23 protein-coding genes are annotated in these 26,244 nt (G+C 56.8%); 13 read left to right on the top strand and 10 right to left on the bottom strand.

The window, feature by feature from the left end; genetic code table 11:
* Positions 1–117 precede the first annotated feature (117 nt).
* Positions 118–996: a 30S ribosomal protein S2 gene (gene rpsB, locus IT444_10145; protein MCC7193127.1), complete on the bottom strand. Its 879-nt coding sequence runs from the start codon at positions 994–996 to the stop codon at positions 118–120.
* Between the two features lie 581 nt (positions 997–1,577).
* Here rpsB and IT444_10150 point away from each other — a divergent pair.
* Together IT444_10150 and IT444_10155 are read left to right on the top strand one after the other, a co-directional pair.
* A complete protein-coding gene (locus IT444_10150) occupies positions 1,578–3,302 on the top strand; it encodes a glycine--tRNA ligase (protein ID MCC7193128.1) in 1,725 nt (574 codons plus the stop codon).
* Between the two features lie 187 nt (positions 3,303–3,489).
* Complete coding sequence (locus IT444_10155) at positions 3,490–3,864, top strand: hypothetical protein (protein MCC7193129.1); 375 nt, start codon at positions 3,490–3,492, stop codon at positions 3,862–3,864.
* A 49-nt stretch (positions 3,865–3,913) separates the two neighbouring features.
* Here IT444_10155 and IT444_10160 read toward each other — a convergent pair whose 3' ends face one another.
* Positions 3,914–4,375: a hypothetical protein gene (locus IT444_10160; protein MCC7193130.1), complete on the bottom strand. Its 462-nt coding sequence runs from the start codon at positions 4,373–4,375 to the stop codon at positions 3,914–3,916.
* 164 nt (positions 4,376–4,539) lie between these two features.
* Between IT444_10160 and IT444_10165 the strand changes: the two genes are divergently transcribed.
* The 3 genes from IT444_10165 to IT444_10175 all read left to right on the top strand — a co-directional run bounded on the left by IT444_10165 (position 4,540) and on the right by IT444_10175 (position 8,068).
* A complete protein-coding gene (locus IT444_10165) occupies positions 4,540–5,796 on the top strand; it encodes an aminotransferase class V-fold PLP-dependent enzyme (protein MCC7193131.1) in 1,257 nt (418 codons plus the stop codon).
* A 117-nt stretch (positions 5,797–5,913) separates the two neighbouring features.
* A complete protein-coding gene (locus IT444_10170) occupies positions 5,914–7,047 on the top strand; it encodes a hypothetical protein (GenBank protein MCC7193132.1) in 1,134 nt (377 codons plus the stop codon).
* Positions 7,048–7,261: 214 nt separating this feature from the next.
* Positions 7,262–8,068, top strand: a complete 807-nt coding sequence (locus IT444_10175) for a prepilin-type N-terminal cleavage/methylation domain-containing protein (protein MCC7193133.1) — start codon at positions 7,262–7,264, stop codon at positions 8,066–8,068.
* A gap of 69 nt (positions 8,069–8,137) precedes the next feature.
* Here the strand turns inward: IT444_10175 and ribD are convergent, their stop codons facing one another.
* Positions 8,138–9,277 (bottom strand): bifunctional diaminohydroxyphosphoribosylaminopyrimidine deaminase/5-amino-6-(5-phosphoribosylamino)uracil reductase RibD, encoded by a 1,140-nt coding sequence (ribD, locus tag IT444_10180; protein MCC7193134.1) that lies wholly within the window; start codon positions 9,275–9,277, stop codon positions 8,138–8,140.
* A gap of 144 nt (positions 9,278–9,421) precedes the next feature.
* Here ribD and IT444_10185 point away from each other — a divergent pair, with 144 nt between their 5' ends.
* Complete coding sequence (locus IT444_10185; GenBank protein MCC7193135.1) at positions 9,422–10,087, top strand: DUF502 domain-containing protein; 666 nt, start codon at positions 9,422–9,424, stop codon at positions 10,085–10,087.
* 53 nt (positions 10,088–10,140) lie between these two features.
* Here IT444_10185 and atpG read toward each other — a convergent pair whose 3' ends face one another.
* Positions 10,141–11,076, bottom strand: coding sequence for an ATP synthase F1 subunit gamma (gene atpG, locus IT444_10190; GenBank protein MCC7193136.1), 936 nt, complete (start codon positions 11,074–11,076; stop codon positions 10,141–10,143).
* Between the two features lie 610 nt (positions 11,077–11,686).
* On the opposite strand from atpG, the gene IT444_10195 reads away from it, so the two are divergent.
* Positions 11,687–12,115: an Rrf2 family transcriptional regulator gene (locus IT444_10195; GenBank protein ID MCC7193137.1), complete on the top strand. Its 429-nt coding sequence runs from the start codon at positions 11,687–11,689 to the stop codon at positions 12,113–12,115.
* Between the two features lie 40 nt (positions 12,116–12,155).
* Here IT444_10195 and IT444_10200 read toward each other — a convergent pair whose 3' ends face one another.
* Both IT444_10200 and IT444_10205 read right to left on the bottom strand, forming a co-directional pair.
* The gene (locus IT444_10200; GenBank protein ID MCC7193138.1) at positions 12,156–13,064 is read right to left on the bottom strand and encodes a hypothetical protein; all 909 of its coding nucleotides are present in this window, start codon (positions 13,062–13,064) and stop codon (positions 12,156–12,158) included.
* 148 nt (positions 13,065–13,212) lie between these two features.
* A complete protein-coding gene (locus IT444_10205; protein MCC7193139.1) occupies positions 13,213–13,692 on the bottom strand; it encodes a DinB family protein in 480 nt (159 codons plus the stop codon).
* A gap of 303 nt (positions 13,693–13,995) precedes the next feature.
* Here IT444_10205 and IT444_10210 point away from each other — a divergent pair, with 303 nt between their 5' ends.
* Positions 13,996–15,324 (top strand): ammonium transporter, encoded by a 1,329-nt coding sequence (locus tag IT444_10210; GenBank protein ID MCC7193140.1) that lies wholly within the window; start codon positions 13,996–13,998, stop codon positions 15,322–15,324.
* A gap of 108 nt (positions 15,325–15,432) precedes the next feature.
* Positions 15,433–15,786, top strand: coding sequence for a P-II family nitrogen regulator (locus IT444_10215; GenBank protein MCC7193141.1), 354 nt, complete (start codon positions 15,433–15,435; stop codon positions 15,784–15,786).
* 91 nt (positions 15,787–15,877) lie between these two features.
* On the opposite strand, the gene IT444_10220 is transcribed toward IT444_10215, so the two are convergent.
* From IT444_10220 to IT444_10230, 3 genes are all read right to left on the bottom strand, one after another.
* Complete coding sequence (locus IT444_10220; GenBank protein MCC7193142.1) at positions 15,878–17,011, bottom strand: zinc-dependent alcohol dehydrogenase family protein; 1,134 nt, start codon at positions 17,009–17,011, stop codon at positions 15,878–15,880.
* A gap of 76 nt (positions 17,012–17,087) precedes the next feature.
* A complete protein-coding gene (locus tag IT444_10225; GenBank protein ID MCC7193143.1) occupies positions 17,088–18,071 on the bottom strand; it encodes a DUF481 domain-containing protein in 984 nt (327 codons plus the stop codon).
* Positions 18,072–18,273: 202 nt separating this feature from the next.
* Complete coding sequence (locus tag IT444_10230) at positions 18,274–20,115, bottom strand: CTP synthase (GenBank protein ID MCC7193144.1); 1,842 nt, start codon at positions 20,113–20,115, stop codon at positions 18,274–18,276.
* 164 nt (positions 20,116–20,279) lie between these two features.
* Here IT444_10230 and IT444_10235 point away from each other — a divergent pair, with 164 nt between their 5' ends.
* From IT444_10235 to IT444_10245, 3 genes are all read left to right on the top strand, one after another.
* Positions 20,280–20,846 carry an SIS domain-containing protein gene (locus IT444_10235; protein ID MCC7193145.1) on the top strand — a complete coding sequence of 189 codons (567 nt, stop codon included), beginning with the start codon at positions 20,280–20,282 and terminating at the stop codon, positions 20,844–20,846.
* A gap of 3 nt (positions 20,847–20,849) precedes the next feature.
* Complete coding sequence (locus tag IT444_10240; GenBank protein MCC7193146.1) at positions 20,850–21,773, top strand: ROK family protein; 924 nt, start codon at positions 20,850–20,852, stop codon at positions 21,771–21,773.
* 86 nt (positions 21,774–21,859) lie between these two features.
* Complete coding sequence (locus IT444_10245; GenBank protein MCC7193147.1) at positions 21,860–23,167, top strand: tyrosine--tRNA ligase; 1,308 nt, start codon at positions 21,860–21,862, stop codon at positions 23,165–23,167.
* Here IT444_10245 and IT444_10250 read toward each other — a convergent pair.
* Positions 23,164–23,382, bottom strand: coding sequence for a hypothetical protein (locus tag IT444_10250; GenBank protein ID MCC7193148.1), 219 nt, complete (start codon positions 23,380–23,382; stop codon positions 23,164–23,166). The two genes, IT444_10245 and IT444_10250, sit on opposite strands and share 4 nt — an antisense overlap.
* 29 nt (positions 23,383–23,411) lie before the next feature.
* On the opposite strand from IT444_10250, the gene IT444_10255 reads away from it, so the two are divergent.
* A complete protein-coding gene (locus IT444_10255; protein MCC7193149.1) occupies positions 23,412–26,132 on the top strand; it encodes a sodium-translocating pyrophosphatase in 2,721 nt (906 codons plus the stop codon).
* The last annotated feature ends 112 nt before the right edge of the window (positions 26,133–26,244 follow it).

The following is a 26,244-nucleotide window of genomic DNA, read 5'->3' on the forward strand; positions in this document are numbered from 1 at the left end:
GAAACTCCAAGGTTGATTGCTTGTTGAGTGTGATTACAGCCACTGACCGGATAAGCAGCGATGCGTTGGCACCTGCCGCAAGGACGATCGGCGGCGATCCATCGTCAAACGGAAAGATTACTTGGCGTCCGCGGTCGCTCCGCCGGTGGTCTGAGCGGCACCTTCGTCGCCGGCGTTCAGATCATCCGATCCGCTCGCAGAGGCGGAGCCTGTGTCATCGGCACGGAACTTGGCGCGGCTGCTCCGGCGCGGACGATCCGACTTTTCGCCCTGACCGGCACCTTCGTTATCCGCTTCCTTGCCGGTTTGTTCACGACGGGCCTGCTTACCTTCCATCACCGCGGCGCAGAGGTTCTGCACGATCACTTCGATGGCGCGCATCGCGTCATCATTGCCAGGAATCGGGATATCTGCATAGTCCGGGTCGCTGTCAGTGTCGATGAGGCAGACAGTGGGAATGCCGAGCTTGCGGGCTTCCTTCACCGCGTTGAGCTCGCGGTTGACGTCGATGACGACCATAGCGCCGGGAAGCTTGGTCATGCCGCGCAAACCGTCGAGGTTGCGGACAATTTTTTCGCGTTCGCGGTTGAGCTGGCTCTCCATTTTCTTGGAGTAGTTGTTGATCTCACCGCTGGTGACCAGACCTTCGAGTTCCTCGAGCCGCTTGAGCCGCTCACGGATGGTGCGGTAGTTGGTGAGCGTGCCGCCGAGCCAGCGTTCGGTGACCCAGTGTTGGCCGGTTTCTTTGACGTACTTTTCCAGACACGCCCGCGCCTGCCGTTTGGTGCCGACAAAGATCACATCTTTGCCGGAGGCAACGGTGCGGGTGAGGAATTTACGCGCCAGGAGCAGGCCTTTGATGGTGGCCTTGACATCGATGATGTGGATCTTGTTTTTCTTGTCGTAGATGTAGGGGGCCATTTTGGGGTTCCAGTTGGTCGTTCGGTGACCGAAGTGGATACCCGCTTCGACGAGGTCTTTGACGAGAGAGGCCATGAACAGACTCCTTCAAGGAGGCAGCGACACCGGCGGCGGCACGGGCAGGTCCGGGTGGGATCAGACGGCGGCAACAACGCCGCAGTCAAACCCGTTTTCGGATCCTCTGGGATCACTCCCGAAGGGTGCGACCGCTTTTAGGGCGCTTAGGATGAAAGCGTTAGGCACGGCCTCAAACCGTTGAGGCCTGTTACCGCTCAGGTTAGGGGTTTCGCCGGCCCGATTGCCGAACGAAGCCAATCCGCAGGTCCTGACCTTCCCTGCAACGCCGAATTGTAAAGGCGTTTCATCATTGTCGCAACTACACAGCGGCTCCCGCCGCCGAAAACCCTTGATTTACCGACAAATATTTACAAATCGGACTGCAAACCGACGGTCCGCTATGGTCGCGGCCTGCCAGACGGGATTTTTAGAGATGTTTGAACGTTAGTGTGCCGGGAGCGATTGCGGACCAGGATCGGGGAGGATGGAAAGTTCGCAAGGTCGTTGGCGATGGCGCAAGTGTGTTAACATCCCGCGTTTCTCGCAACGCTCCGGCTTGGGCCCGGGGTGATTGCCCTGACGAAACGAAGGAACGATGTATGGCTGAAAATCAGAATACGCCTGCTTCTGGAGCTTCGGAGTCTTCCGGGGGTGCGTCCGCACTGACGAAGACGATGGATAACATCGTCGCGCTATGTCGGCGTCGTGGGTTCATTTTCCAGTCTTCCGAAATCTACGGCGGGATCAACGGCTTCTGGGACTACGGCCCGCTGGGTGTCGAACTCAAACGCAACCTCAAGGACGCCTGGTGGCACGACATTGTGCGTGCCCCCGGCAAGGGGCCTGATGGAAGCCTGATTGAGATGGTGGGGCTGGATTCCACGATCATCACACACCCCAAGGTCTGGGAAGCGTCCGGCCATGTGGCGAACTTTGCTGATCCGATGTCACGGTGCGCCCGATGCGGCAATGCGGTACGGGCGGATCACCTCTGGGAAGTAATCACGACGCAATCGGCATGGTTTGATTCTCTGCTTCAGGAGGTTGAACCTAGCACCGGAAAGATCGATACGGAGCGCCTTTTGCGATGGGCCAGAGGGAAAGGGAAGCGTCTCGCGCCGAATCTGGCGTTAGTCCGCAACCCGGAGGTAACGCTGTCGTGGTTGACCGAGCGTATAAACTCGCAACCAGCAAACCGCCTCGAATTGAAAGAGCTCACGCAGTACCTGGCGACCGAACAGCTTGCTCAAACCGGGCTTCAGACGCCTTGCCCTGTGTGCGGCGGCGAGATGAGCGAATCGCGGCCGTTCAAGCTTATGTTCGAGAGCCATGCGGGACTGACGCAGACGGAAGACAGCAAGGTCTATCTCCGCCCGGAGACCGCGCAGGGAATCTTCTGCAATTTCCGCAACGTCGTGGATACCTCACGGGTCAAGGTGCCGTTCGGCATAGCGCAAGTCGGCAAGGCGTTCCGCAACGAAGTCACGCCACGGCACTACACCTTCCGCTCGCGTGAGTTTGAGCAGATGGAGATTGAGTTCTTCATCCGCCCCGATTCTGCGAAAGAATGGTACGCCTACTGGCGCGACACGCGGTTCAACTGGTGGAAATCAGTCGGCCTTTCCGGTGACAACCTCCAGCTCCGCGAGCACGACCGGGACGAGTTGGCCCACTACGCCAGAGATGGTGCAGGCACGTCCGACATCGAGTATCGCTTCCCCTTCACGGCTCCGGGCTTTGGTGAGCTGGAAGGTGTCGCGCACCGCACCGACTTTGACCTGCGTCAGCACGCGCAGCACTCCGGCCTGGGCGACAAGCTCAAATATTTCGACCAGGAACTCCAGGTGAAATTACAGGCCGAAGGCCGGCCCAGGGAGGAAATCACGGAAAAGTCGAAATACTTCCCGCATGTGATTGAGCCGTCCGCCGGAGCTGATCGCGGCACGCTGGCCCTGCTCTGCGAAGCCTTCACGAGCGATCCATCGCGGCCCAGCGGTGTTTACATGAAGTTCCGCCCGCGCATGGCTCCGATCAAGGCGGGCATTTTCCCTCTGGTCAACAAGGACGGAATGCCCGAAGTAGCTGAAAAGCTCTACCTCGAGCTGCGGGAGAAGTACACGGTACAGTTCGACGAGAAGCAGACCATCGGCAAACGCTACGCCCGCATGGACGAGGCCGGTACGCCGTACTGCTTCACCATTGATGGTGAGACGCTTTCCGGGGGTGGGAGCACGGTAACGGTTCGCCACCGCGATACACAGCAGCAGGAACGCATTGCCCTCGATAAGGTGGGGGCGTTTCTGGCAGAGGCGATCAATGGTTGAACTTTTGCGCTATCCCGCGGCGTAGTCGGAATGATGAAGGGAAGTTATTGTTGATTTCAGGACGTTGTAGTCGCGTGGTGCCATGCCGCAACACCCGTTTTCTTCTCTTTCACGGCTTTTACTCACAACGATATCATTGAGACTCGGTCTCATGTCGGATATACTTGCTGGATGAGCGTTGGATGCAATGTTTGGTAAAGCAAACGAATTGACCTCGGCCATGGCGAAAACCAACTGCCCCTGTGTTCTACCCAGTGCCACCGAAGAGGTGTTGGCGACGATTCCCGGATCGATACCCGGCACAGCGATTCAAGTGCGCGTCGAGCCGAAGATTGATGGCTACGTCCGGCTTGAGCATCTGGCGTACAGCTCGGACTTGGGCTGGTACACGCAGAAAAGTTTCTGCATCCCCGGCGAATTGATCAGTCAACTTATCCCGCAACTGCGCAAGGCTGATTGTCTGATCCCTCGCCCAGCGCAACAGGAGGAAGACGCGACACTCGCGTTTCCCGTGCCGATGGTTGGTTCGCGGCTTGTGCTTTCTACACGTCGCGAAGCGTGAAGCGTTCATCAATTCGTGATACGAATGGAATGTTGACCGAACAGTTGACTCACGCGCTTTTTGAAGCGCGACGTCCGCCGGTGCCGCTGGCGAGCTTCGTCACTTGGTTCAGATACTTCTCAAGCTCTTCGACATCCTCTGTCTCAGCTTGGATCTGATCTTCGAGCAGATTGCGGTAGCCCGCATGGTCTTCGCAGTACGTCAGCGCCTGCGTATAGATTTCGACAGCCCGCCTTTCGTGGTCGAGGCTGTTCTGAAGCATCTCATGGACATCGCTGGTTTGCCGGACGGTTTCAGGTTCGACAGCCGGCACGCCGCCCAGAGCGGTGACTCGCTCCGCGAATTTGCGAGCGTGTGCGAGCGACTCATCGCTTGATGAGCGGAAAAATTCGCGCCAGATTTTGCGATCCTGCCCCATGAGTACGTTGGAATATTGGTTGTATTGGAGCAATCCGCCTAGTTCGAGGCCGATAGCCTGATTCAGTTTCTCGACGAGTTTGACCTTATCCATTGGTATGTCCCCTTATGTGATCGAATACAACGAAGCATCATCACCGCTTCAACCTGACATGCTAGCCTCGGATAGAGCATTGCATCATCAAGTATTTCAAAAAAAATTAGGTCACATCGACGGGTTAGATGCCTGGCTGGCCTATTGATCCCTAAAATACCCTCGTGGATTGGCTTTACCTCGACAATAACGCTACGACGCAACCCGCGCCGCAGGTCCGTGCCGCGATGAACGAGGTATTGGAATGCCTGTGGGCGAATCCTTCCAGCGTGCATCGGTTCGGCCAATCGGTGCGGCAGCGGGTGGAACTCGCCCGCGCATCAGTGGCCAGACTCATCGGTGCCAGGGAACGTGAAATCGTCTTTACCTCCGGGGGGACCGAAGCGAATAACCTCGCCCTGCGCGGCACTCTGGAAGCGGCAACCCCATCGGACAGTAGCTCACCTCGCACACTGATTACCACACGCATCGAGCACTCCGCGATCCGTCAGCCGAGCGAAGCCCTGCGTGAGCGCGGCGTGACAGTCATTCATCTGCCGATTGACCGCGCGGGTGTCGTTCGTGTCGAGGATCTGACTGCGGCATTACAGGAACACGGCCAGCAAGGCGGTCTTCTGATGGTCTCCATTCAATGGGCAAATAACGAGACCGGCGTGATCCAGCCCATCGCAGACCTCGCCAATGCGATCAAGGCTGCACGCGAGGGTGCAGCAAAGGTCACGGGAACGCGAATCGTCTTTCACGTCGATGCGACACAGGCTGTCGGCAAGTTGCCTGTGGATGTGAAAGCGGCTGGTGTTGACCTGCTCACACTCGCAGCACACAAGTTTCATGGAGCCAAGGGAGCCGGCGCCCTGTACGCCCGTACAGGGGTGCGGTTTCGACCGCAACAGCTTGGCGGGCCGCAGGAACGTGACCGTCGTGGTGGAACGGAAGACACCGCTGCCATCATTGGTATGGGGGTGGCTGCGGAACTGGCGGAGGAGTTCCTGCGCGATACGGCGACGATTAACGCCATCGCAGCACTGCGTGACTCGTTGGAAGCAGCCATCGTCGCTGAGTTGCCGGATACCGTGGTCAACTCCGTCGGTGCATCAAGCGGTCGGCTGTGGAACACGACCAATCTCGGATTCCCCCGTCTTGAGGCGGAGGCGATTCTGCTGGGGCTCAGTGAGCGTGGCCTCTGTGCCTCGGCTGGTGCAGCCTGTTCGAGCGGCTCGCTCGAACCCTCTCCGGTACTGCTGGCTATGGGAATCCCGGAAGCGGTGGCGCATGGCTCAGTGCGTTTTTCACTGAGTCGATACACGACCCGTAAGGAGATTGATCGCGCCATCGAGATCGTGCCTGCGGTCGTCCGCCGTCTGGCTCAGGCGATGCCTGCAGAAACGATGCGGCCTACATCATCAGTGCCTCGTACGTGACGGGGAATTCGCTACACAGACTGCTCAATCGGTTGGTGAAGCCCGATCGCCGTGCGGAAAGCTGTTAAAATCAAGCGATTCCAACCTTTGATCAGGAGCCGGCCTTCCGGACGAACCATGCCTCCGACATTTACTGATCCTGTAATTGCGGCACGAGCCGAAGCTGAACGCATCAACCTTGATCGCCATTACGAGCTTGATGCGAGGATTGATCGCGTCATGAACGATGCGCCGTGGGTGGATCGACAGAGCCTGCTTGCGGGTCTGACAAAGTTTCATCGGGAGAGAATGGAGAAAATTCCCTCAGCTGCGAAATTTCCTGAAGCCAAACCGTGGGTTGAGCATCGGATTGCACTGGACCGCGAGCTCAAGAAGCAGGCCAATCTCACGGACGAGCAACTGGCCATGCGTCGGAGCCTGGGAGCTTATTTGACCTTCCGCGGGTTTGCTGCTGCCAAGCCGGTGATGACTGAAAAATGCAGAGTCGCTTATTTGCCGGAGACGGATCACGGGCAACTCCACATCAAGAACGTGGATGACCCCGCGACTTACTGGACAGGTAATCTGCCGGCTCCGACAACGCTGCCTCTTAATGACGCGATCGTGGACGATGGCGTAGGCAGCGGCTTGCACATGGATGACGAGCCGGAGGAGATTTTTCCTCTCGACGCGCGGGTGATGATGCCACACTACGCATCGGACGTGCCGGGTGCGGTAGAGTTTTTCACGCGGTACAAGAACTTCTGGGGCGGGTGTAACTGTGTTGTGCGCGATAAGCAGAAGCGCAGCGTCGCCATCGAAAAATGCAGTTTCAATTTCATTGAGGTTTTTTATCCCGGCCCGGATGGTCGGAGTCACTGTTCGGGTATGGCTTGTCGCGATTCCAAGTCGCCTCAGGCGCAGTACCAGAAAAAACGCCGTGATGAATATGTGAAGAAATTCAATCTTGGCGACGAGGCACCGGACGAAACTTTCTGGGCGGCATGTGATCGGGCGGAAAAAATGCTCGCCGACGGACTGGCAAAACTGGGGAAGGTGCCAAAACTCGATGATGTGCTCAAGCTGTTCATCACTCCCTGGCCGGACGGTCTGAACAAGAACGGCGGCAAGCTCCATCCCGGCCAGTCATGTGTTGAGTACACGCTGCTGACGCATGGTTCGCTGCTCGACGAGAAGAAGTATTTCCGCTGGATGCGTGATGCCAAGACGCTCAAAATGCCTGTGGAACGTGAAGTTTTTGAGTTCGCCTGAAATCTTGAGGCAACTCGACGGCCGATCTTTTAGACAGGTTATATGGCACGTAAACGGGATTTCCGCTTCAAGTAATGGAGAAGTCGGAGACAGAATACCCATGATGGGCGGTCTGTGACGATTAGCGAGTAAGACGGGATAGAATGATGCGGCAGAGTTATATCGGTATGACATGTTGAGTCGATAATGAAACGGGGGCTTGGAGCGAAGACATATGAATGATTCGCTTAATGCTCGGAAGCGCAGCTGCGGCTTTACGCTGGTGGAATTGCTGGTGGTGCTCACGATCATCGCGCTGTTGATTGCGCTTCTGCTGCCATCGCTCAATGCCGCCCGTCAGAGTGCCAAGTTAATCGATTGCGCCAGCCGGATACGACAGATCACGTTCGTCACGCTGCAATACCATCTTGAGTCCAAGGAAGGTTGGCCGTGCGCCATGATCTACAACTCGGCCACCGACCCGCCGGAGTGGCGTTCGGTGGTGGCGCGCGGCTTCAACATGCTTGATTTTCTGAAAACCAGCAACACTACGACGAAGAACCCGTTGATCTGTCCAGCCAGTTACAGTGTCGGAGCGCCAGCCCCGTCCTACTGGCATCCGCAATACCCCAATCCGCCATGGGTCGATGGTGTGTACGCCTACAGCAGCGAGAATATCAGCGCCAGCTACCACATCAATAACTTTTTCGGTTACTCGGATCGGACTATTTTCCCTAACCGAAAAGGGGAATCTCCCAATCCTGCCAAGACGCTCCTCTATGTGGACGGCTGGGCGGAGACCTACCTCTCCTATTGGTATGTTGCCTCTGGCTCAGGCTATATGCGGTTTCGACACTTCGAATCCTCGACGGCTGCCAATGATGGCACCAACAACATGAGCTACACCGACGGCCACCAGAGAAGCTGGAAGTTCAGCACGACCAGCGATATCTACCCGCGCGGGGGTAACGGTTACTGGTCCGATCAACCCGGTTTCTGGTGGTGGGCCTCGACCTATTCTGCATCGCTAGCGCCGCCGTAAAAACTATCGATGTGGAGCATCTCGCAACAGATATCCAAGGTTGGTCGAAGTTTTCCTGAGCACCGCTGACTAGCGGATGCGGTACTCCAGCATTACGTCGTCGCCAAACCATTTCACCTTGTGAGGGGTAATAGCTGTCATCTCCCGGATTATGGTGTGCTTCAACCCGCGGACTACCGGAACGCTGCCGTCATCGCCCGCTAATTTCGGCGCGATAAATACCAGTGCTTCATCAATCACGCGCTGGCTGAACGCATGACCCAGCAGCGTGGAACCGCCTTCGATCATGACGTTCGTGGAGCCATGAACCGATGCGAGGTGACGCAGGAGCGGAACAAGGTCTAGAGTGCGTTTATCGTCATTCAATGTCGGCAGCTCGATGATCTCAACACCCTGTGACTTAAGCTCACTGACACGAGATGAGTCAACGATACGCTCCCGGTTGACTGCGATCGTCAGCGGCACGGGGAGTGATTGCAGCAGCCTCGCGCCGGCCGGCAACCGCAGCGACGGATCGATCACAACGCGGCGCGGCTGGCGGTGCCAGGACAGCCGCCTGCGCGGGCGGGGCGTGAGCAGCGGATCATCAGCCAGTACCGTACCGATGCCGACGATCACCGTGTCCAGCCGAACGCGCAACTCGTGAACGTAGGCTCGTGACTGTTCATTACTGATCCAGCGGGTTTCCGGTGAAGCACAGTCGCTCGGAGTAAGAGCGATCCAGCCATCGAGTGTTTGTGCCCACTTGGCGATCACGTAGGGCAAACCAACCGTCACGCGCTTGAGGTACGCGCGATTAAGTTCACTCGCTTCCGTTTCGCAAAGCCCGGTCTCCACCGTGATACCAGCCGCTCTCAGCCGCGCGACGCCTTGGCCGGCCACCTGTGGAAACGGATCGATCATGGCTGCAAATACGCGGCTGACTTTCGCTGCGATCAACGCATCCGTGCAGGGCGGGGTTTTGCCATGATGAGAGCACGGCTCAAGTGTGACATACACGTGACACCCTGCTGGATTGACGCCTTTGCTCGCAGCATCTCGCAGAGCTTCGACTTCCGCATGAGGGCCGCCGTACTTCTGATGAAATCCCTCAGCAACGATCTTGCTGTCACGTACCAGCACACAGCCCACGAGCGGGTTAGGTTCGACCTTACCCAGGCTGCGCCGAGCCAGGGCCAGCGCGCGAAGCATGTAGCGGCGATCCGACATGAATCAAATCGTACCGCGTAGAGGATGATCGACGCGAGACGCCGTGAATCGGAGTATGTACGTCAAAACGTGAGCCTGATGGAATTGGGGACAGGTGGTTCCACCGTCGCGTCGTGGCGACAGATTGACTAAAATTCAGCTCTCATGTCCGAAACCAACGAATCACCCTCGATTTTTCACCGTATCAGTCGGGCGATCACGCGCACTTTTTTCAAAGGGCTGCTCGCCGCGTTGCCGATCGCGGCAACGATCTACGTCATCGTGTGGCTGGCGAGTATTCTCGAATCGCCGTTTCGTCAGGCTCTGGAGCCGTGGCTTGGCCGGTACATCGACGGCAAATGGGTTTCGTACTACCAGCCGGGTATGGGGCTGGTCGTAGGATTGCTGCTGATTTTTATTCTAGGACTGCTGCTCAACGCGTGGATCATCCGTGAGTTCATCGGCGCCAGTGAAAGCCTGCTCCAGCGGCTGCCGCTGGCCAAGACGATTTTCAGTTCTGTGCGAGATTTGACCGGATTTTTTTCCAAGCAGAAGAAAGCCAAGGATCAGCAGGTCGTGCTGGTGGAGTTGTCGGGTATTCACATGCTGGGATTCGTAACGCGGTCAGATCTGGGTGACCTGCCGCCGGTCATCAGCGCGGGCGATACCGTCGCTGTGTATTGTCCGATGAGCTATGCGCTTGGTGGTTACACGATCTTCGTGCCCCGGTCAGCGATCAAGCCAGTGAACATGCCTATGGAGCAGGCGATGCGGTTCATCCTGACCGCCGGGATCAAGAGCGAAGAAAACACATCGCAAACAAACAAATGAACCGTGCCGGGTGTGTGACCGGAATTCGCCATCAATTCTGAGTGAACTTACCGTTATTCGAGGCTTGCCGCTCCCGCGATGATTTCGGAGAGCTCGGTCGTGATCGCCGCCTGTCGGGCGCGGTTGTAGCGGCGGCTGAGGGTCTTGCTCATCTTGCCCGCGCTGTCAGTCGCAGCCTTCATTGCCACCATGCGTGAGATCTGCTCGCTGACCACCGCTTCGTTGAAGCACTGGAAAAGCTGCGTCTTAACCGTGATCGGAAGCAACTCGTTGAGCAGCGTCACCGGCTCAGGCGAGAAATCATAATCGACGACTGCTTTACCCTTTGCTGCGGGAGAGTTGGTGCCTGCAGAATCTTTGGGGCTTTCGGCTGCGGGGTTGGAGAGCGGAAGGAGATTCAGAATCTTCGGCGACTGTCGCGCCATGGAAATAAAAGCCATGTAGATCACATGGATCGCGTCGTATTTACCGTCCGTAAACTCTGCGATGTAACGATCAGCAAGTTGTTCAACCTGCTCGTACGTAGGTTGATCGCTGAACTGAGAGTGAAACTGGGCGACCGGCACGTTGTTGAACTTGAAGAATGCCAATCCCTTTTTACCGACGACTTCGACGACAGTTTCCCGGCCGGCACGTTCGCGTACGAAGCTCAGTGCGGTGCGGAGAATGTTGCCGTTGTATCCGCCGGCCAATCCGCGGTTGGACGTCAGGACCAGGACAAGCTCACGATTAGTTTTCGGATCGGGCAGACGCAGGAGTGGATGGCTCAGGGCGGAGGATGTGCCGTCGTTTCCACCCGCAGCCGTCTGTGCGACCTGCGCCAGCTCGCCAACAAGTTCAGCAATTTTTCGCGTATAGGGTTGTGTGGCGACAGCCCGCTTTTGTGCCGCCTGGAATCGCGCGGTTGCGATCATCTGCATCGTCTTGGTGATACGGCGAATGTTACCGACTGCCTTGATGCGCCGCTTGATTTCTCGAGTCTTGGCCATGGGGCGGACATGATAGCGACCCGCGCGACCCGCAGCAAAACAGCGACGACAGGATTACGGACGAAAGCGTGCGAAATATCATCAACCGACAAGACGCCGCATTCCGTCTTGGATTCGTAATCTGGAAATATTCCAATTCAAAACTTCTGTGCAGATGATTTTATTGAGGCAGTCGAAGAAAATTATCGGAGAATTGTCAAGGTATCCAGAAATGCTCAATCTTCCATGCAGGGGATATGGAAATATACGCTGATCGAGCGATTCTAAATTTCAAATCGTAGTGACCTTGTCATCATCAATTTATAAGTCGAGTTAAATCAAATAATTTTAATGATATCGGTAAGGTTAATCCCCTAAAGTTAACCTGACGTGATTGACGATGAAAAATCTGCACCACAAAGTGGAAGCGTATCTGATACACTTGACTTAGAGTATTATCGGATTCGTTGGAGGGTAGTTTAGATCATGGGGTTGTTCGTAGTTTTATCGAGGATTGTCGCCGTTTGATGGCGCCGATTTTCTGTGTTGGGTAGCAGGGTCGGTCAGCTACGGATCGCCTGCTGAAAATGGAGTCCATGCCGGTCAGGGTGTGGCGTGGTGGAGACGAAACATGAAGCTAAGCAAGACTTCTGCGCACGCTGCACTTGCTCTTGCGTTTCTGGCTGACCAACCTGCGGGGGTGGTTATTCAGGCTCGGCATATTGCGACGCATTTAGGGATTCCAACCGACAGTGCGCTAAAAATTCTTCAGGTGCTCGCACGACAGGAAATCATCATCAGTCAGCTTGGTCGGACGGGTGGCTATCGTCTGCACCGACAGCCGCAGGAGATTTCTCTGGCGCAGATCGTCGAAGCCATCGACGGTCCAATCAACGGATCGATGCGGCTGGATTCCCGTGAGGCGATCGCAGCAAGCGTGAACTTACTGCAGTCGGTATGCGACCAGGCAGCATCACGGCTACGCGAAGAGCTTAGCCGGACCACTGTGGCGGATCTTGTCCGCTGCAAACAACCTAATTCCGTAGCGCAATCTGCCTGAGGCGCACCGCCCGATGAGCAGGGCATGCGGACCATCCACATCACTTCTTTTTCTTATCCCCGAAGATTCCCTTGCCGATGTCATCGATCGCTTTACCAGCGCCTTCGCCGACTTTGTTGACGGGATTTTCTCCTGATTTTCCATCCTTGCCGATGTTCCCGATGCCTTCGATGGACTTTCCGAGTTCACCCACGACACCTTCGACGACCTGACCAGCCGCTTTGCTTACATCGCCGATGACCTCAACGGGTACCGCCTCAAGTTTGTCGAGCTGGCCGGAAAGGTCCGAAAGCATTTCCGCGGGCAGGATGCCTCCGGCTTTTTTCGCTATCGCGGTGAGCACTGCTTTCATGATGAGGTTCGTCACCTCCTGCATCGCCACGCCGTTATCACCGGCACTTCCGACGTTTTTTACGTGGATTTCAGGAATCACTAGATCGAGCGCAGTGAGCTTTCCACCCAGCGGCATCATCTGCGCATGAACTTTGATGTCGCGGATCGTTACATCATTAATCACAAACTTTTTGCCTGCCTGCGCGTTGGGATCCTGCGTATCTTGTTTCTTCAGGTGATCTGTAATGACTTCGTAATTTGCCTTGCCGCCTTTCTTTTCGAGGTTGATGGTCAGATTGCTCAGCTCCAGCGTAGGGGCTACGACCTTATCACCCATGAGCGTGCCCAGAGAGACGACGAGCTGACCATCCTTCATTTCGAAGAAATGCTCAGCCGTATAACCCGCGGGATTTCGCACTTCGAGATTACGAAGTTTGACCGAACCTCGAAGAATTCCCAGCGACAGGGAATCGAGCGAGGTATCCACTCCAAGCGTGGTGGTTGCGGCGGATTCCACCTGTCGCTTGGCGATGCCGTCGATAGAAAAAGAAACCACAGCAACAGCCACGATGATAAGAATGATCAGGATGAGGAGTACCTTGATCCATTTACGCATGGCGAGACTCCGTAAGGGTTGGACTCATTGTAAAGAACCGTAGGTACGACTTTCACGTCAAATAGCTTCGGAATGCGATCCTGTGATTTCGCAACTGCGTTCTGTTCCCATTGGGGGGCGACTCGGGCTGCCATTGTTCGGGTGCTTGTCACGGACATAACCCCATAGCCTTTCGCTTGGCATCAATGAAGGAGCAGTGATGCTCCACATGGTCGATCATGTCTTGAACAAGATTGCGTAACGTGATGATACCAGCCTTGTTATGAACGCAGTCCCGATCAAAGGCCTCGTCAGGAACCAGACGCAAGATCCGTGTCATCTGGGCGCGGTTGATGTTGATGACCGCCAGTTCCTCAGCAAGATCCCGCTCGTGATAGGCGAGGTGCTCTACGTAGTCGGTTTCGGAGAAACCGATGATCAGTGGCCGCGACGTCGCGATCACTCGTTTCATGCGGTCGCAATAGACCTGCTCGGTATCCGCCAGATGCGCGACTACTTCAAGGGTGGACCACTTTCCCGGCACGGGTCGGGTCAGGAGTTGTGTTCGGGTCAGGCCGCGTACCGCGGACTCGATCCGTCTGGGGGCAGCAGCGTAGGTGTCGATCAACGATAAAAGTTTGGTGTCCATATCGCGAGGCTAACGATTGGAGCGGCAGGGGTAAACCCCGTCAGCGTCATCTGCCCCGCCTCTGGATTCAGCGTATCGACATGATCTGCCCAAAAATAAGTCACTCAAGCCATCGCTGTCTCCGCCAACCCGGCAGCTATTTCCACCCAGCGACTGTTCCTATCACTCCATTTACCAGTTGATTATCGATGTTGATGCGAATACGCACCTCGCGGCCATGCTTCTGGCGCAGCGTTTGTTCTATGTGTGTTTGAGTGACCCGTGCTGCTGTATCAATGCGCATGTAGAGGAGGCGATCACGCCATGACTACGACCAGCCGTCGATTGCTGTTAGCCCTGACGCTGCTTTTAGCCCTTCCAAGCATGGTGTTTGCGGTTGATACGCCGGCTGTGGATACGGGTGCCACCGCATGGATGCTCACATCCACTGCACTGGTGCTTCTGATGGTGCCCGGACTAGCGATGTTTTACGGCGGCCTGGTCCGCACAAAGAACGTGCTGGGCACCATGATGCACAGCTTTGTCGCCATGGCGATCATCGGGGTGCTCTGGGGTGTCTGCGGTTATGCGTTTTGCTTTGGCTCGAACATACTCGGCGGATGGATCGGCTGGGATGCCAACAAAATCGGTCTGGCGGGTCTTGATGGAAGCGTCGTAGCTCCGATGGGGGTCGGGGTACCTGAATATGTCTTTGCCATGTTTCAGGGAAAGTTTGCGATTATCACGCCGGCCCTGATCGCTGGTGCTTTTGCCGAGCGCGTCCGTTTTCGGGGCTACTGTGTGCTGATCACGCTCTGGGCGCTGCTGGTTTACAACCCGCTCTGCCACTGGGTCTGGGCATCGGACGGATACTTTTTCAGGATGGGGGCGATTGATTTCGCCGGCGGCACCGTCGTCCATGTTTCCGCTGGTGTCAGTGCCCTGGTGATGGCTCTCTACCTTGGCGTACGCAAGGGCTATCCGAAAACAGTCATGCAACCCAACAATCTGGTGATGACGATGATGGGGGCAGGTCTGCTCTGGGTCGGCTGGTTCGGCTTTAATGCTGGCAGTTCCGTGGCCAGCAGTAATCTGGCGGCCCGTGCCTTGACAGTAACGCAGGTGGCCGCGGCAACCGGTGCGATGGCGTGGATCCTCATCGAATCAATCCATCACCGTAAAGCAACGAGCCTCGGCTTCTGCTCCGGAATCCTTGCAGGCTTAGTCGTTATCACGCCAGCCGCCGGTCACGTCGGGGTGCCCGGCGCGCTGGCGCTGAGCGTCCTGGCGTCACTGATCTGTTATGGCGCGATCATGCTCAAGAGCAAGCTCGGTTACGACGACTCGCTCGACGTATTCGGCATTCACGGTATCGCGGGCATCTTCGGCGCGCTGGCGTTAACCTTCTTCATCAGCCCGGTCGTCAAACACGAATTGATCACTGCCAACCCGCAATGGAGTGTCGCGGGCCAGCTTGTCACTCAGGTCAAGGCTGTCGGCGCAGCCATCCTTTACTCGGCATTCTGCTCGATAATTCTTGTTGTGCTCGTGGATAAAACCGCGGGTCTGCGGCTCGATCCGACACGTGAGAGTGCAGGCATGGACCACAGCCTTCACGGCGAGCACGGGTACGGTTTGCTGAATCTCCATTAAGGCAAGTGTCGGAAGCTGAAAGATCAGGTCGAAGAGCTATCAAAATCGTCCTTACCACCTGCTCGCGGGTTGATGCCGCAAGCCTCCGCTCTTCTTGAAGGATTTCATATGAAACTCGTCACAGCCATCATCCAACCCGACAAACTTGATGAGGTGCGCGAGGCATTGATCAAGGCCGAGATCACTCGTATCACGGTCAGCCGCTGTACGGGTCACGGTCAGCACCAGCGCGAAGATCAAGGCGAGGATGTGTATCGCGGGCAACTCGTCGTACCCAATTTGTTACCCAAGGTTCGCCTGGACATTGCGTGCAACGATGCGTTTGTGGATATCACAGTCAACGCGATACTCGCAGCCGCCCGCCACGGAAGTGGTGAGATCGGTGACGGCAAAATATTCATCACGCAACTGGATGAATGTATCCGCATCCGTACCGGTGAACGCGGCGGCCAGGCGATTTAATACCGCCCTCACGAAGTGTGTTCTTCTACAAACCAGAGCGTGCTTACCAACGATGCTGTACCTCTGTCGAACAGCAGGTGATGCGGTCTCATCAATCCGTGTTTTCATATAACACGATCTGCCGGACTACGTCTCCACGGGCTAGAACATCGAACGCCTCATTCAAATCTTCCAGCCTGATTGTTCGTGACCGGAGTGCGTTCACGGGCAGCAAACCCGCGCGATACATCGCGATGAATCGTGGAATATCCCGTCGGGGTACGCATGACCCCATGTAGCTGCCTTTGAGGGTGCGTTCTTCGGCTGTCAGGGATACGGCGGGTAAGGTCAAATTCAAGTCAGGATGGGGAAGTCCAGCCGTGACCGTTGTACCGCCGCGGCGTGTGGAGAGGTACGCCTGTTCCAGAGCCGCCACAACGCCGGCGCACTCGATAGCGTACTGCACTCCACCGTGTGTGAGGTCTTTGATCTTTGCGACGACATCACCAGCGGCGTCCACGGTATGCGTCGCACCGAGTGTTTTCGCCAGACTGAGTTTTCGCGGCAGCGGATCGACCGCGATGATTATTCCTGCGCCGGCAGCCCTCGCACCCATGATTGCGCTGAGTCCGACGCCACCGAGTCCGAAAACCGCCACACTTGCGCCGGGTTCGACTTTCGCGGTGTTGAGTACCGCGCCAACTCCGGTCATGACCGCGCAGCCAAAGAGCGAAGAGACATCATCAGGCAGATCAGGTTCGATCCTGGTGAGTGATTTTTCAGAGGCGATGGTGAACTGTGAAAACGCAGACACACCCAGATGGTGAAACAACTTTTCACCTCGCCGTGAGAATCGCCGATCACCCCCAAGGAGTGTACCGGCACGGTTGGCGACGATGCCGTTTTCGCAGAGCCATCCACGGCCTGATACGCAGCTCAGGCACCCGCCGCAGACAGGCACGTAGGAAAATACGACGCGATCTCCCACGCGAAGATCACGTACCTCCGGGCCGCATTCACGGACGATTCCGCTGGCTTCGTGTCCAAGCACCAGCGGTGTGTTCCATGGCCGGGAGCCGTTGATCGTGGATAAGTCCGAATGACAAACCCCGCTGCTCCGCAACTCGACAAGGACTTCTCCAGCAGCTGGTGCTTCCAGCTCAATGTCTTCGATGCGCAGCGGCTTGGATTCGGAGTACGGCTCAGGCAGCCCCATCTTTTCGAGAACCGCAGCACGGGTTTTCATACGGGAAGTTTACTGCCTGTGGATACCTATTCCGATCCACGATGGTCGGATAGGCGTGTGATTGGAATCGGACGACTTAAAAATCAAACAGCAAAGCTGCGTAGTACTTGAGATCGTTATGGTGCTGGTCAGTATCGACCTGCGATTCATACTCGTGCAGAAGACCGACCTTCAAGGACAAGCCGTCCGCTTTGTCGATCGCACAAAGCCAATCAAGCGAGTTACGCAGACGGAATTCACCGATTTCTCCCAGATCGGGATAGATCGTGGAACTGCCCATCAGGGTCTGGCTGTCGGAGAGTTTCCATCGGAACTCACCGCTGGCGAAACCTTCAGGCGAGAACTCCTGATCGTCTGAGCCCCACTCTTTACGACCGCCGACACCGGCACGGCCGATGAGCTTGAACTTATCCGTGTCGTAAAACGTGTAACCGGGCCCGATGTGGCCCGCCACGCGCTGTCGCCATGATTTGAAGTCGTCGTAGTCATAGCGTCCATCCGCCCACCAGAACCACTTGCTGTCCTGAAATAACCAGTCCTTTAACACTCCCACGGTGAAGTCATTACGAGTGGTTTCACCCGAGCTGGCGCTGGTGAAATAGGCGGTGTCGAATTTCCAGCGGTCCTTGGAGTCCTCTTTGCTTGCGAGGAAGCCGACGTGACCGTCGAAAGTGTCGGAGTTGCCTTCGGTGCCGGCGATACCCAGTTCGAGCTTGGCGTCCCAGTTATCAATGAAGCGGTTTTCCGGGCTGGGAAGGGCTTTGATGTCAGACTTGGCCTTAGAGATCGCGTCCTTGGCATCGGGAGAGGCAGCAGCAGGTCCGGGTGAAAGTACAGGCTTCGCCTTTGGCACCGGCGCGGGAACGATTGTCGATGCGACGTTGGCTTTGGGAACATTGATCGTCCCTAACACGGGGTGTTCAAGCACTACCTTGTCATCATCCTGGGAGGTGATGGTGCCCTTGAGCACCTCGCCGGTGGAGAGAATGACCTGGTCAGCCCTGATGGGTGTGAAGGTGAAAGTAATCATTGCCGTGGCGAGAAGCAGCATCTTCTTCATTACTGGCCTCAAGAGGTTAATCGAGAACTGACCTTCCGCGGAAGGTCGTTGAGCGAGAAACGGTATCGGGATACGCCACGTTATGCAATGTAATCAACGGTTGTATGCAACCGGTTGAGGAGAGGCGGCGGGGTGGCTGGTCTCTCAATGCGTGGTGGGTGCAAAATAGAGTCGTCGATCATGCGCTCAACCGGCTTGCGACTTACATCGCTCCGGCAGTGGTCAGCGGTTCACTGTTCTGCTTTTTAGGTTCAGGCAGCCATCGCGTGCTGATTTGCTCACGCGGAACATCGGGATGAGCGTGGTGAATCGCAGCGGCGACAAGACCCATGAACATTGGTTGCGGACGCAAGGGGCGGCTGGTCAATTCCGGGTGAAATTGCGCACCGAGAAAGAACGGATGGTCACGCACCGGTAATTCGAGGATCTGCATGATCGGCTGCTCAGGATGCCGACCGGAGAAGACTAATCCGGCCTTTTCCAATTGCGCGATATAGCGAGGATCGACTTCATAGCGGTGTCGGAATCGCTCACGGATGAGGAAGGAGCTGGGATTTTGCGTTTTGCGGCTTTCACTTTCATACAAGAATGCCGCCAGTGTTCCGCTGGAAATCAACACATCCTTACCTCCCAGCCGCATGTTGCCGCCCAGACCTTCGATCTGTTTTTGTTCGGGCAGCATGTCGATGACCGGGTAGGGCGATTTCGCGTCAAACTCCGTGCTCGCGGCCCCCTTGAGGCCGACCACGTTGCGGGCGAATTCGATCACGGCCACCTGGAAGCCAAGACATAATCCCAGATACGGCAGCGCGTTTTCACGGCAGTAGCGGATGCAGGCGATTTTGCTTTCGGTGCCTTTGACGCCGAAGCCTCCCGGCACGATGACAGCATCCAGCCCTTCGAGCTTACTCGCGGATTCCGCAGGCTCGAATCGAGTCGTGTCGATCCACTGAAGCTCGATATCCACGGACAGGTGGGCGGAACAATGCTCCAGAGCCTTGTCAATCGATGCGTAGGCATCACGGAGAGCGGCATATTTGCCGGTGATCCCGATGCGGGTACGGAAGCGACGCTTACCCGTAAGTTTTTCGACAAATCCCCGCCACTTTTCGCGGGCCTCGTCTTCATGGACCGCGTTGACGCGTTCGTGCAAATCGAGAATGCCCAGGATTTCTCTGTCGAGGCCCGCCTCGCGCATCGCTTCGGGAATGGTGTAGATGCTCTTGCGGTCGTGCATCGAGAAGACTCGCTTCATCGGCACGTTGGAAAACATCGCGATTTTCTGTTTGACCGTCTCGCTGACGGGATTCTGTGCACGACAGGCGATGATCTGCGGTTGCACACCTGCTTCCATCAGTTTTTTCAAGCCTAGTTGCGCCGCCTTGGATTTCTGCTCACCAAGGGCTTTGGGTTCGATGACGTAGGTCAGCGCGACAAAGCAGACGCTGTTCTCGCCTTCATCAAACGCCAGCTCGCGCAGTGCTTCGATATAGAAGGCATTTTCGTAGTCGCCAACGGTTCCGCCGACCTCCACAAAAATAACATCAGCGTTCTGCTTGACCGCCAGCTCGCGGAGCATGTATTTCACTTCGCCGGTGACGTGCGGGATCATCTGCACGTCGCGGCCGAGGTATCCGCCGTGACGCTCCTTGTCGAGCACTCCACGGAAGATCTGACCGGAGGTCGTGTAGTTGTCGCGTGTGAGGTTCTGGTCGAGCAATCGCTCGTAAGTTCCCAGATCCATGTCAGTCTCAAGCCCGTCATCAAGCACGAACACCTCACCGTGGCGGTAAGGGTTTAAGGTGCCCGAGTCAATGTTGAGGTAACCCTCCATCTTGATGGGCGAGACTGCGAGACCTTTGTCTTTGAGTAGTTTGGCGAGCGAGCTGGCGAAGATTCCCTTACCGAGTCCTGACATAACGCTGCCGAGGACGGCCACATACTTATGCCGTCCCCTGACATAGCCTTCAGGAATGGGGTTGAAAAACTCGGTCTCTTGAGATTTGTTGCCGGCTGCCGCGAGGAGATCTTGCGTAGAAGGCATAGCCTACGGTACCACCGAAAAGGGGAGGGTTCAAGCAAGCGACTGTTTTATTAAGGTAATAGGCAAGAAATAGGAAGAAACGAGCGCGTCTTCCCTATGGGAGGGTACCAGACAGGCGATTCATCGGGTTTGCTACCGTGGAATCGCCTCGCTACGTTGCTTGCATGTCGCGTTACGAAGAATCCATCCGCGCCAGCGCAGCGACTATCGAGTCTTTGCGTAACCTTGAGCCGTCGATGGCCCGCGCTGTGGAAATCGTAGCGCGTTGCCTCGGCGGCGGGCACAAGCTGCTCATCGCCGGTAACGGCGGCAGTGCCGCGGATGCGGCTCACTTCGCCACGGAATTTGTCGTTCGCTTTGAACAGGACCGCCAAGCATTTCCCGCGATCGCGCTGGCGGAGTCAAGCAGTGCCCTCACCGCCACGGGTAATGATTATTCATTTGACGAAATCTTTGCCCGGCAGGTCAAGGCATTTGCGCATCAGGGCGACGTGCTGGTGGTCTTTACTACCAGCGGAAAATCGAAAAACATTCTTAAAGCCCTCGACGCTGCGCGAGCCGTAGGAATTGAAAGCATCGCCTTTCTTGGTCGTGACGGCGGAGCAGCGAGGGGAAAAGCGACAGTCGAACTGGTCGTCGTCAGCAATATCACCGCTCGAATCCAGGAGGCGCACAAGGTGCTGCTGCACGTCTTGTGTGAGGCTGTCGAACCGTTACTGCCGCGGGAGTAAGCCGTGGCTGGCACAAATCTCTATCTCGGACTTGACGTAGGCGGTACGAAATGTGCCGTGGTGATCGGCGATGATAAAGGCACGATCCGCGAACGCATCGAGTGGCCATCGCAGGCGGAACGTGGTCCGCAACCGATGATCGCCGATCTGACGACCAATGCTGGTTATCTGCGGGAGAAGCATGCGGGAGTACAGGCTGTCGGCGTATCGATCGGTGGGCCGCTCGATGCGAGGAACGGGATTATTCACGCTCCGCCGAATCTCCCCGGCTGGGATGCGATTCCGCTTCGTCAGATTCTTGAGGAGCAGTTCAAACTGCCGGTGTTCATCGAGCACGATGCAGCAGCCTGCGCACTGGCTGAGTATCGCTGGGGCGCGGGGGTCGGTGCGGAGCGGCTGGTCTATCTCACTTGTGCGACGGGTTTCGGGGCAGGCTACGTTTTCGACGGGAAAGCGTACTACGGTGCGCAGGGGCGATCAGGTGAAATCGGCCACACACGTTATGCGGTTGATGGACCGGAGGCATTCGGCAAAACGGGAAGTGCGGAAGCCTTCTGTTCAGCGAAGGGACTTTCACGGTTGGCAGCGTGGAAGTTTCCCCATCGATGGGAACACGCTGTGCCATCGCCGCCCGAAATCGCCCGTCTGGCCAGAGACGGCGACGCAGATGCCCGCGAAGTCATCACCATCAATGCCCGTGCGGTCGGCGAGATCTGCTCTCGCATCGCGGATATGCTCTTTCCCGATGTGATCATTCTGGGCAGCTTGTCGCAATACCTCGGCGAGTCGTGGCTGAACGAGGTCCATGCGACTTTTATCCATGAAACACTCCCTACCGCGAGTAGGAACTGTCGGCTGGCTCCGCCGGGCTTAGGGAAGCGACTTCAGGATTGCTCTGCCTTGGTTGCCGCGATGCGCGGGGTTTAGCGTTTGCCTTCGTTGCGGGAACCAGACCAAGTGGATTTCAGGCGTTGTCTGATAGACCGGCTGCGGCACCGTTATCATGATTGTCTATGCGACTCTTAAGTGATCTCCAATCGCGCGGGCTACTCGCGCAGACATCTGATCCTGATCTCGACACCAAGCTCGTTTCGATCATGTCGAGGCGTTCGGTGGCAGCTTACGCGGGCTTTGATCCCACGTCCGACAGTCTGCACGTGGGGAACTTCATCGCCATCCTCTCGCTGATGCACGCGCAGCGCAACGGCCTGAGGCCGATCGCCATAGTCGGCGGTGCGACCGGGCTTATTGGTGATCCCTCCGGTAAAACCACTGAGCGTCAACTGCTCACCAAAGAAAAAGTGGCTCAAAACGTCAAGGGAATCCAGAAAGTTCTCGAGCGGTTTCTTGACTTCAACCACCCCAAAGCCCCGGCGCGGATCATCAACAACCTGGATTGGTTCGGCAGCATGTCTGCGATTGACTTTCTGCGCGATGTGGGAGCGCACTTCCGCATCGGCTCAATGCTCGCGAAAGAGTCAGTCAAGGCCCGCATGGAAGGCAGCGGCTCCGCGGGTGAAGGCATGAGCTACACCGAGTTCAGCTATCAACTCCTTCAGGGTTACGACTTCTACAAGCTTTATAAGGAACATGACTGCGTGCTCCAGCTCGGCGGGAGCGATCAATGGGGCAATATCACGGCAGGCATTGATGTGATCCGCAGACTTGAGGGCGAGAGCGGCAATGCGTTCGGCGTGACGATGCCGTTGATTACCACCGCGAGTGGCCAGAAGTTCGGCAAAAGCGAGGGTAACGCGGTCTGGCTCAGTGCCGAAAAAACGAGTCCTTACGACTTTCATCAGTTCTGGCTGCGTGTTGAGGACGCCGATGTGGAGCGTTACCTGAAATACTTCACGTTTCTGCCACTGGAGGAGATTGCGCAGTTATCCGAGCAGGTCAAAACAGCACCGCAGAATCGAGCGGCACAGAGACGGCTCGCTGAGCTGATGACGACGCTCGTACATGGAGAATCGGCTGCACGTGAAGCGGCATCGGCGGCGGCGGTGATGTACGGCGGCGACGGAGCGCAGACTCTCGATGCAGCAGGTATCGAAGCGCTGTCGAAGGAGGTACCCAGCTTCGAGGTCGATCGCGCCAAGCTGATTGCTGGCTGGTCACCCATTGAAGCCCTCCGTGACAGTGGCTTGGTTAAGAGCGGCGGAGAGGCGCGACGGTTGATCGCCCAAGGCGGTTTTTACGTGAACAATCAACCCTGGAACGACCCCACCAAAGCACTGGGAGAAGCCCAACTTGCGGCTGGTGTCGCAGTGGTATTGCGAACGGGAAAAAAGAACTACCGGATTGCGAGAGTGAGAAGTTAAATCATTTCGCAACCAATTGCCGATAAAGAGGTCTGATAAATCTTTATCGGAGCACGGATTGCAAACTTAAATGCTTCTGCTAGTTTGTTTGTCCCATTTTCAGGCCTGAAAATGAGGGCCTTATCGGCGGTCACGGAAATCAGATCAGGGGAAACCTCCCACAACGTCACGAACAGATGAGCACCAATCGAACCGGCGGTTTTCTGGCCGGACACGTATCACCACCGCATCCCTGGAGACATTCATGAAGAGGTTCAAGCGAGGCAAGCAAACCAAGTCGATCCTGTTTTTGATTGGGTTGCTCGTATTCTTCGTCGGCATGTACGTACATGCCGGCGTGTACGGCACACCCAAGGGGCTGCTGGCGCAGGCGGATGCGCCGGCCGTGGTCGAATCCACCGCCGCCGACACCAGTTCGGCAGAGTTGCCGCCTTCCGTCGCCGAGCGGGCGCGAACTCAGACCGTTACCGCGGCACCGGAGGTTCACGCGGACCCGCATGCACGGCCATTCTCATACTTTTCGTTCATGAAACCGGACTCCGGCTTTTCACAGGGTGAGGTCATCGCCCTGTGGGTTACGCTCGGCGTCGCCCTCGCAGCCCTGCTTTACGCATGGATGCTCGTCAAACAGGTCGTCAGTGCCGATCAGGGCACTCCGCGGATGCAGGAAATCGCCGCAGCGGTACGCGAAGGTGCCAACGCTTATCTGGCTCGACAGCTTAAGGTCGTGGGCATCCTGATTGTCGTGCTGGTGATTGTGCTCTATTGCAGTCGTGCCTTTAAGGAAAACGATCCGCTCGCACACACTTACGCGATCGGGCGGGCACTCTCCTTCCTTGTGGGTGCGATTTTCTCAGCCTTGGTAGGCTTCATTGGCATGCGAATGGCAACGATCGGTAACCTCCGCGTCGCCGCGGCTGCCCGTGTCGGTTTCGGTAAGGCGCTCATGTACGGCTACCGCTCAGGCACCATTACCGGCATGCTCACCGACGGTCTGGGTCTGCTCGGCGGCACCGTCATCTTCATGACCTATGGCGAGCACGCTTACGAAGCCCTGCTGGGCTTCGGCTTCGGCGGTACGCTGCTGGCACTCTTCATGCGTGTCGGTGGTGGTATCTACACCAAGGCTGCAGACGTCGGGGCTGACCTCGTCGGTAAAGTCGAGAAGGACATCCCTGAAGACGATCCTCGCAACGCGGCGACCATCGCCGACAACGTCGGTGACAACGTCGGCGACTGCGCCGGTATGGCAGCTGACATCTTCGAGTCTTACGAAGTGACCATCGTCGCAGCCATGATTCTGGGCTGGGCGAGCTTCGGTCATAAGGGTGTGTTATTCCCCATCCTCGTCCGTGCCATCGGCGTCATCGGGTCGATCATCTCGACCTACTCCGTCCGTGCCGGTGACAAGGGCAACGTCGGCGAAGCCATGAAGCAGATCAACAAGGGCTTCTACATCGGCTCGTTCCTGTCCGTCGTTGGCTTCATCATCCTCGGATGGTTCTACCTGCGGTTTACTCCGGAAAATACGGCCAACCGTCCGGGCGTCTGGGAAAACATCCAGGCACTGCCTTTCTGGTGCAATTTTGGCCAGGAAGGGCTGGACATGCGGCCCGCATGGACCTGCTTCATCGGTATCATCCTTTGCATCGCGTTGAATCGGATCACTGAGTATTTCACAGGTACCGAGTTCAAACCCGTTCACGGCATCAAACGTAACTGTGAAACCGGCCACGGCACGACGATCATCGAGGGCTTTGCCGTTGGTTATGAGTCGGCTGTGTGGACCGGATTGGTTCTCTGCGTTGCGATTTTCTCTTCGGTGCTCATCTACTCCTCGACGATGAACGAGTCGAACCCGATTTTCATCGCCTACGGTGTGGCGATGTGCGGCATCGGCATGCTGACCCTCACCGGTAATACCGTGTCGATGGACGTCTTCGGCCCGATCGCCGACAACGCCAACGGCATCGCCGAGATGGGCTTTTCCAAGAGTGACTTCAAGAGTGAGGCAGATTACAAGGAGGCACGCCAGACGTTGGCGGACCTCGACGCGGTGGGTAACACGACCAAGGCTGTAACCAAGGGCGTGGCCATCGGTTCGGCGGTTATCGCGGCGGTTTCGCTTTATGCGTCGTTCATCACCGTCATCGGTTCGGGTGGTGGCGGCGAGGAAAAAGCACTACCGATCGAAATCTTCAACCGGGTCGCCGGCCTGTTGACCGTCAGCTCGCCCAATCTGCTGATCGGCATGCTCATCGGCGGTGCGGTGCCGTTCCTCTTTTCGTCAATGCTCATCCGTGCGGTGGGTCGTGCAGCCTACCTAATCGTCAATGAGTGCCGCGTGCAGTTCCGTGACAAGGAGATCTGGGCCGGCACCAAGAAACCCGACTATGCCCGCGTGGTGGACATCTGCACCACGGCAGCACAGAAGGAACTCATCGGCCCCGCGTTCCTGGGTGTGCTGACGCCGATCCTGGTCGGTTACTTCCTGGGTCCGATCGGTCTGGCGGGCTTCCTCGGCGGGTCAATCGTCGCCGGCCAGCTTCTGGCGAGCTTCATGTGCAATGCAGGCGGCGCATGGGATAACGCCAAGAAAATGGTCGAAGATGAACCTCGCGACCTCGAACGTAACACGGGCAAAGGCTCGGAAAAGCACAAGGCTTCAGTCACCGGTGATACCGTCGGTGATCCGCTCAAGGACACCGCTGGCCCTGCGATCAACCCACTGCTGAAGGTGATGAACATGGTGGCCGTCCTCGGCGTGCCGCTCATGCTCGCTTACGATGCTTCCGTGGTGAAGACGGTGAATGCCGGTGCCCAGCAGTACCCCGGCGCGGTCAACACGCTTCCGACCGACGGCGGCAACATGGCGGTTCGCGTTGCGGTCATCGTGGTGACCCTGGTCCTCATCGGCTGGGCGATCTTCCAGTCGAAGCGCGTCGTCAAGGGTTTCAATCAGTAAGACAAGCCCAACAATCGGAACGTAGATCAGAAAGCCCAGGCGCAAAACGTCTGGGCTTTCTGTGTTTAGTGAGCAAACCGCCTATCATGCTTTGTTGCTCGATGCGGTCTGT

This window comes from Phycisphaeraceae bacterium (genome assembly GCA_020851465.1).
In the GTDB taxonomy this organism is placed as follows: Bacteria; Planctomycetota; Phycisphaerae; order Phycisphaerales; family Phycisphaeraceae; genus JADZCR01.